The following is a 6713-nucleotide window of genomic DNA, read 5'->3' on the forward strand; positions in this document are numbered from 1 at the left end:
TATGAGGTGGTGGAGTTGTCAGTCGCCGGCACTTTGAACGCCGAACTCTATATTCAGAACACTGTACTCTGTATCCAAAGATTAGTCGCGCGATACGGCGATGTCTCTATGGGTAAACACGGAGATTCACCTCTTCCGCTTCAGCGCCGGACATTGACGCGTCCCGCGGTGCGGTTATACCCTTGCCGTATTCTGTATCCATAAACGAGCTTTGATCATGGCGACGAAACTGCTCAAGCTTCGGGCGCGCACCGACTACGTGGACGAGGTCTACAAGGTGCTGCTCGATGCCATTAGCTCTGGGACGCTCGCGCCCGGGACGCGCATCACGCAGGAAGAAATCGCCGAGCAACTTGCGGTGTCGCGCTCGCCGGTGTTGCAGGCGCTGCGCTTGCTCAAGAAGGACGGACTGGTGCAGGACGCGCCCGGTCGGGGTTTGCTCGTGACTCCGCTCGACGCCGCCTGGATCAGCCATCTCTATGAAATCCGCGGCGCGCTCGACTCGCTCGCCGCGCGTCTTGCCGCCGGTCGCGGCGCGAAGCTGGACAAGGCATTGATCACGAACGGCCGCCGCGCGTCGAAGGGCGACGACGTGAAGGCGATGATCGATGCCGACATGGCGTTCCACGCCGCGATCTATGCCGCGTCGGGTAATCCGCTCATCGTGGAGACCGCGCAGATGCACTGGGTCCATCTGCGACGGGTGATGGGCGCGGTGCTGCAATCGTCGGGGCAGCGCCAGGCGATCTGGGACGAGCACGCAGCCATCGCCGCGGCCATCGCCGATGGCGACCCGCAGCGCGCGACGGAACTGACCGATCTTCATACGACTCGGGCGCGGCAGAATCTCGTCGAGCGGCTCGGGCAGGTGCTGAGCGATCGGCAGGAAGAAAAAGCGAGCTGATGCGATGATCCCGCGAACGCGGGGTCTTTGCATGGAGCGGGACTTCGCTCAAGCCCGCTTGCGCCGGCCGTTCACGAGTGCGGCCGGCACGGTGAAGACGAGCGCGCTGCCGATGATCAGGCTCGCCGCCAGCCCAAGTACGCCGTTGCCGGTCGACCCCGTGCCTGTCTGAATCAGCCCGATCACGTAAGGGCTCACGACACCCGATACGCTGCCGACCGAATTCGCGAGCGCAAGCCCCGCCGCCGCGGCGGCGCCGCCCAGGATAGCGGGCGGCAACACCCAGAACTGCGAAATTGTCGTCATCACGCCCATCGTGCCGATCGTGAGGGCGATCATCGCGATTGGCGTCGAATGGGCGAACGCGACGCTCGTGCACAGTCCGGCCGCTCCGACCACCCCGGGCAACGCGAGATGCCAGCGCCGCTCGCCGCGGGCGTCCGAGCTCTGAGCGACGAGCAGCATGGAGACGGCCGCCGCCGCGTAAGGGATCGCGGAAAGCAGGCCGATATTGAGCGGATCGGCCACGCCGCTCGCCTTGACGAGCGTGGGCAGCCAGAAGCTCACGCCGTACAGGCCCATCGTGAAAAAGAAGTAGATCGCACTCAGGAGCAGCACCTTCGGGTGCATCAGGCCGTCCTTCACCGAATGCAGCGCGTGAGCCGGCTCTTCGTCCTTCAGGCCGGCTTCGAGCATGGCTTTCTGCGAGTCTGTGAGCCACTTCGCATCGGCGAGCTTGTCGTCGAGATAGAAGAACGCGACCAGCCCGAGGATCGCGGTCGGAATGCCTTCTATCAGGAACAGCCATTGCCAGCCCGCCAGCCCGTGCGATGCATTCATATGATTCATGATCCAGCCTGACAGCGGCCCGCCGACGACTCCCGACATCGGAATGCCGGTCAAGAAGAGCGCGGTGACCTTGCTGCGGCGCGAGGCCGGGAACCAGTACGTGAGATAGAGCAGGATCGCGGGGATAAAGCCCGCTTCGGCGACGCCCAGCAGGAAGCGCATGATGTAGAAGCTCATCGGCGTTCTGACGAACATCATGCTCGCCGAGACGATGCCCCAGGTGATCATGATGCGGGCGATCCAGCGGCGCGCGCCGACGCGCAGCAGGATCAGGTTACTGGGCACTTCGAAGAGAAGATAGCCGACGAAGAAGACGCCGGCGCCCGCGCCATAGACCGCGTCGCTGAACTTGAGCGCTTGCAGCATCTGCAGCTTCGCGAAGCTAACGTTGATTCGATCGAGATACGCGCATAGATAGCACAGGAACAGAAACGGCAAGAGCCGCCATGTCACCTTCGCATAGGTGGACGACTCTCTGCCCTGGTAATACGCAACCGGACTGGGGGAACTCATTGTGGTGTCTCCTGGTGTTCAGGTTGCGGCGCAACGCTGCGTTTTTCAGCGCTCGTCTCGCGTTGTCGCCGTGCTCGGACTGCTTCTACGGAATCAGTCGAACATGTCCGGCTGCGTGGCGACGAGGTCGTCCCAGATCGCCTGAAAGTGCAGCCAGCCGATGTAGTCGCTGCCGACGTGCTCGCGGCTATAGCGCGCGCGTTCGGGGGGGACGAGCTTGGGTGCGATGCCGGTCGACTCGACCAGCAATTGCTGCTGGCAGCACCGTTCGAGCGCGATGAACCAGAACGCCGCCGATTCGATGCTGTGCCGGCTTGCCGTCAGAAGCCCGTGATTCTGGTGGATCGCGGCCTTCACGTCCCTGAACGCGTTCGCGACCTTGTGACCCGCCTTCACCTCGACGGCTACTTGTCCTGCCTCGTCGCCGATCACGACGTGATCCTCGTAGAACGCCGCGGCGTCCTGCGTGATCGGCTCGAGTTGCCTGCCGAGCGACGCGAACGCGGTGCCGTAGACCGTATGCGCATGGCACATCGCGACGATGTCCTGGTGCATCTCGTGCACGGCCGCATGCAGCACGAAGCCCGCGCGGTTGATTGCATGGCGCCCCTCGACGACGTGCCCCTGATGGTCCGCGCAGATCAGGTTCGAGACCTTCACTTGCGAGAAGTGGATGGCCATCGGATTGGTCCAGTAAAGGCCGGGATTCTCGGGATCGCGCACGGTCAGATGTCCGGCGAAGCCGTAGTCGAACCCTTGCTGGGCGAACGCGCGACAGGCGCCGACCAGCCGTTCCTTCACATGCTGCCGCTGCGCGGCGGGATTCGAAAATGACGGAAGCTCCGGAAAGATGAGCCCTTCCTGCTCCGGCTGATAGATCGAAACCTTGCCGTCCTTGATCAGCGCCTGCGGCCGCGTTTCCATCACTGCTGCCATGGGTCGACTCCTTTTTGAAGTGAGGTTTGAACCGGTCGAAGCGGATTGCTTCGATGGGTCCCATGGTCGCGGTCGCTGCCGTCATTGACAAACGATGGCTGTTCATACAAAGATGAACCACATTCATGTTTCGGTGAAAGACATGAGACGAATTCCCAATTTCGTGCTGCTGCGCGCCTTCGAAGCGGCCGCGCGGCTGGAGAGCTTCACGCTGGCGGCCGAGGAACTGCATCTGACGCAGTCCGCGATCAGTCATCAGGTCAAGGAGCTCGAAGAATATTTCGGCCGGCCGCTGTTTCATCGGCGCAATCGGCGGGTGGAAGCGACATCGGAAGGACGGCGCCTTTATGAGAGCCTCGGACGCGTTTTCGATGTGATCGAGGCGGCATGCAGCGAGGTCGCGCTCGCGCCCGATGCGCAAGTGCTCGCGGTGCACAGCGCGCCGAGCTTTGCCGCCAAGTGGCTCGGTCCGCGCCTGCCTGAATTCACGCAGGCGCATCCGGGCGTGACGATCCGTCTGTCATCCGGTCCCGAGCCGATCGACCTCACCCGGGTGCATGAAGTCGATGTCGCCATCTCATACGCGGTCGCACACGAGCGCGCGGGCATCGTGACACGCGCGCTCGGCGCAGAACGCATCGTGCCGATGTGTTCGCCTGCGCTCGTGCGAAGCGGCGTTCCCATCGAGAAGCAGATCGGGGAAATGACGCTGATCGATTCCCAGCTCAGCCGCGTGACGTGGTCCGACTGGTTCGCGCTCAACGGACTCCCGTTCCCGTCGCGGGCGCGGCCCTCGTTCGATCGCGGGGCGCTCGCGATCTCCGCCGCTGTCGATGGCATGGGCGTCGCGCTCGAAACCACGCGTCTCGCCGAGCGCGAGTTGTCGCGCGGCGAACTGGTTGAGCTGGGCGCGGATGTCTTCGAGCCGGTCTCCCGCGAGACGCATTTTCTGTCGTATCGCGTGAACGAGCGCAACACGGAGAAGGTGAAGTGCTTCTGCGACTGGTTGTGCGAGGAGGTGGGACTCGATGCTGCGCGCATCGCTAAATGCTGAGATCGAGTCTCCTTCTCCGGCTTCTTTAGAGAGGTCCGCGATCGCATATCCGATGAATATACGTGCGGCGATCCTCGTAGCGCGCCGCGGTGGAAGACTGCGTGGATTCTAAATGGGCTAGCCGCCCGGCCGCCCAAAGCTGATTGCGTGTACGTCTCCTCGTGGCCCGGGTTATTACCGAACAGACCTACTGACCGGCAAGCGCGATGGCGCGGTCTGTCCACCAGGATTGTCCGGCCAGGACCTGTCGTCTCACTACGACGTACTTTCTGTCGCGATGAAACCGTAAAACACGCCGCGACATACCCTTTCCCGACGACATCGCACGAAACGACTCTCGACACGGAATGCGTCGCTTTCGAGTTGCCAGCACAAGCATAAGACCGCTTCGTTCCTGCACAAACCGGTGCAAAACGGAAGGGAGAAATGTGCTGACTGGTGCGCGGCGCCCGCGCACGTCCGCAGCCACCCTGGATGGATAGCATCGCGTTGTAAAGCGTCGAGGTCCCATCTCCGGACTGCGACATGTGTGGTAGTGCCCGCACTTTCGTGTGGGGTTTTTTTTTGCCTTTTGGAGGTAGGGAAATGAGGCTTGGTGCAAATGTCTCCTATGTGCGTGAGTACCTCGGATGGACGCGAACCGGGTTCACGTATCGTTTCGCGCCCGCCACGTTCGACCATAACAACAGGAAGCGCTGCTACGACAATCTTCGTTCGCTCGAAGTGCGAAAGCAGCATTCGTCAGAATTGCTTGCGTGGATGGAACCCGTGCTGAGAATCAGCGCCGCCGTGTTGCAGACCGACGATCTGACCCAACTCACGCATGATGCGATGTCATCCTTGCGTGCCCGGTATGTCGGCCCGCCGATGGATGCGCTTACGGTGGTGGTGAACCGGTGCTGTGATGGTGTCGAGCCGACGCCTGATGAATACCGGGCCGCTATGGAACAGGCGGATAAAGCCGGCAACCGCGAAGAGGTGTTGCAGTTGCAGGAGAAAATCGCAACAGAACGGCGCAGGTGGCATCGTGGTGGATCGCCCCTGGGGCCCAATCGCTGGGATCAGGCGTAACGGCAAAAGGCCCGCGCAGTAGCGGGCTTTTTCGCAGGAAAAAGCCCCGCCGAAGCGGGGATAGCGAGCCGAACTCAGAGATCAACGAAACGCGGCAACAGGTCCTGATCGGCGAGGCGGATTTCGATATCGTTAGCCGCCTTGACGTGCTCCCGGTTGTTCACATCAAAGACTTCATCCGTCACGCTGACGATGATCGTGCCTTGCTGCTTGCCATCGCGCATGACAGGGATTAAGTCGCGTGCTTCCGGCACCTGGGCCGGCGCGAGAGCGTGCGGTAGGTAGAGCATCCAGCCTACGCCTAAGCGGTCATCAAAGACCTGTTGATCCTGATAAGCGCGCGGCCCGAACGTCACATACAGCGAGCGATAAAGCTCAGCCACTTTGGCTACAACTTCGGCCACGGATTTGTAATTGCCTAGCCGCGAAAGACCATTCGCTTTCTCATCCAGAGACAATTCGATGTTATTGGAAATAACTCCCGTGTCGATCATTAAGGACATGATGGCGGTCGCGCCGTCAGCTTGTCTTCCGTTCCATATGCCTATGACTTTCGGTCGATCAATTTTTTTCCCATGTCCATACTCTGCCTTCAAAACATCTATAGCAGCCTTCGACGCTGCTCCATTGGCGAAGACCTCATATTGAAGTGCATCTTGTTGCGTGTCTCCTGCGAGATACCAGTTCCCACCCAAGGTTTCGTCCTTGGTTGCAATAAAGTCGACAATGGCTTTAATGCGTTGAAGATGAAATTCGAATGCGCCTTTTGAGGCGGCAGCTTGATCCCGATGTTGTTCAAGTAAATTCACGATGATCACTCACGGTTGATGGACCGAAGGCACGCCAAACTGGCGAAGCGTGTTCATCATGTAAGCTCGCGTTTGCGGTGTCTCAAAGTACCACATTAATCTGCTCGGCGGATTGGCGCGAACAGCTTCTCCTTGAGTTGCTATTTGCTCCTGCATTTTTGTGAATCCTTTAAACGGAAATTTCAATTCTTTATTTTCTTTGAAAAATTGATCGTAATTTCCCTTGGCTTCCTGCAAGAGACATTGGGAATGCTGAAACCCATCAAAGTCTATGTCAAGCCAGTCCCATTCCATATTCCAGCCTTCGGCGGTCTCACGGCCTTTTCCGTCCGTTGTTATCGCATACTCGAAGCCGGTAATGCGCGCCTGGTAGCGTCGCGGCTCAGGGTTCATGCTGTGGTTCTTTCGCACCAGTGCGCCTTTCTCCGGGGTGCACTTGCACGGCCTTTCGCGTTCGCGGCTCCGGCCACGCGGCAGTTCGTCCCATCCGCCGTCTGCACCCGCGCCAGTGCCGCTGCTGCCTGCGGGACCAGCAGACGGCGCGGCGGTGGAAACCGGAACAGGCATAGGCATTGCC

The 6713-nt window shown here is 60.5% G+C and carries 7 protein-coding genes; 3 read left to right on the plus strand and 4 right to left on the minus strand.

What is annotated here, in order from left to right:
* Nucleotides 1–217 precede the first annotated feature (217 nt).
* On the plus strand, nucleotides 218–904 hold the full coding sequence (locus HDG37_RS27645) for a GntR family transcriptional regulator (protein ID WP_184052947.1): 687 nt from the start codon (nucleotides 218–220) through the stop codon (nucleotides 902–904).
* Between the two features lie 48 nt (nucleotides 905–952).
* Here HDG37_RS27645 and HDG37_RS27650 read toward each other — a convergent pair whose 3' ends face one another.
* Both HDG37_RS27650 and HDG37_RS27655 read right to left on the minus strand, forming a co-directional pair.
* A complete protein-coding gene (locus HDG37_RS27650; RefSeq protein ID WP_184052949.1) occupies nucleotides 953–2266 on the minus strand; it encodes an MFS transporter in 1314 nt (437 codons plus the stop codon).
* Between the two features lie 93 nt (nucleotides 2267–2359).
* A complete protein-coding gene (locus tag HDG37_RS27655; RefSeq protein ID WP_184052951.1) occupies nucleotides 2360–3202 on the minus strand; it encodes a class II aldolase/adducin family protein in 843 nt (280 codons plus the stop codon).
* 142 nt (nucleotides 3203–3344) lie between these two features.
* On the opposite strand from HDG37_RS27655, the gene HDG37_RS27660 reads away from it, so the two are divergent.
* Together HDG37_RS27660 and HDG37_RS27665 are read left to right on the plus strand one after the other, a co-directional pair.
* Nucleotides 3345–4256, plus strand: a complete 912-nt coding sequence (locus HDG37_RS27660; RefSeq protein ID WP_260335072.1) for a LysR substrate-binding domain-containing protein — start codon at nucleotides 3345–3347, stop codon at nucleotides 4254–4256.
* A gap of 585 nt (nucleotides 4257–4841) precedes the next feature.
* Nucleotides 4842–5327 carry a hypothetical protein gene (locus HDG37_RS27665; protein WP_184052953.1) on the plus strand — a complete coding sequence of 162 codons (486 nt, stop codon included), beginning with the start codon at nucleotides 4842–4844 and terminating at the stop codon, nucleotides 5325–5327.
* A gap of 74 nt (nucleotides 5328–5401) precedes the next feature.
* Here the strand turns inward: HDG37_RS27665 and HDG37_RS27670 are convergent, their stop codons facing one another.
* On the minus strand, nucleotides 5402–6136 hold the full coding sequence (locus tag HDG37_RS27670; RefSeq protein ID WP_184052955.1) for an immunity 52 family protein: 735 nt from the start codon (nucleotides 6134–6136) through the stop codon (nucleotides 5402–5404).
* 9 nt (nucleotides 6137–6145) lie between these two features.
* Nucleotides 6146–6713 (minus strand): restriction endonuclease fold toxin 5 domain-containing protein (locus tag HDG37_RS27675; RefSeq protein WP_311541607.1); only part of this gene is annotated, 568 nt, incomplete at its 5' end.

Source organism: Paraburkholderia sp. MM5384-R2 (genome assembly GCF_014201025.1).
Classification (GTDB): domain Bacteria; phylum Pseudomonadota; class Gammaproteobacteria; order Burkholderiales; family Burkholderiaceae; genus Paraburkholderia; species Paraburkholderia tuberum.